Annotated in this window: 1 pseudogene; it reads left to right on the top strand. The window is 47.1% G+C overall.

The features are described 5' to 3' along the window. Positions 1–516: pseudogene (locus R7Z49_RS27620) on the top strand (putative 2-aminoethylphosphonate ABC transporter permease subunit); the annotation flags it as partial.

Below are 516 nucleotides of genomic sequence, written 5' to 3' on the forward strand. Positions count from 1 at the left end.
TCTTGATGCCATTGTGGGCGATGCTGGCCAAAAGCGTACAAAACAGCGATGGAGAGTTTGTTGGGTTAGCCAACTTTGCGACTTATTTTTCTTCTTCAAGCTTGTGGGTTTCCGTTGGTAATACGTTTAGTTTGGGACTCGTTGTAACGACGGTGGTCGGTATTCTGGCCTTTGGTTACGCTTACGCACTCACGCGTTCATGCATGCCATTTAAAGGTCTATTTCACATCTTAGGTACCGCGCCAATCCTTGCTCCCTCACTTTTGCCTGCGATCAGCTTGATCTTCCTCTTTGGCAATCAAGGGGTTGCGAAAGAGCTACTTGGTGGTCACTCAGTGTATGGTGTGATTGGTATTTCAATGGGTTTGATCTTTTGGACCTTTCCTCATGCTCTGATGATTTTGACCACTTCGCTGCGTATTTCCGATGCCCGTTTGTATGAGGCCGCTCGTGCTCTAAAAACCTCACCGATGAAGACCTTTTTTATGGTGACGTTACCTGCGGCGAAATACGGTT

It is taken from the genome of Vibrio sp. 1562 (genome assembly GCF_033340155.1).
GTDB classification, from domain to species: Bacteria; Pseudomonadota; Gammaproteobacteria; order Enterobacterales; family Vibrionaceae; genus Vibrio; species Vibrio alginolyticus.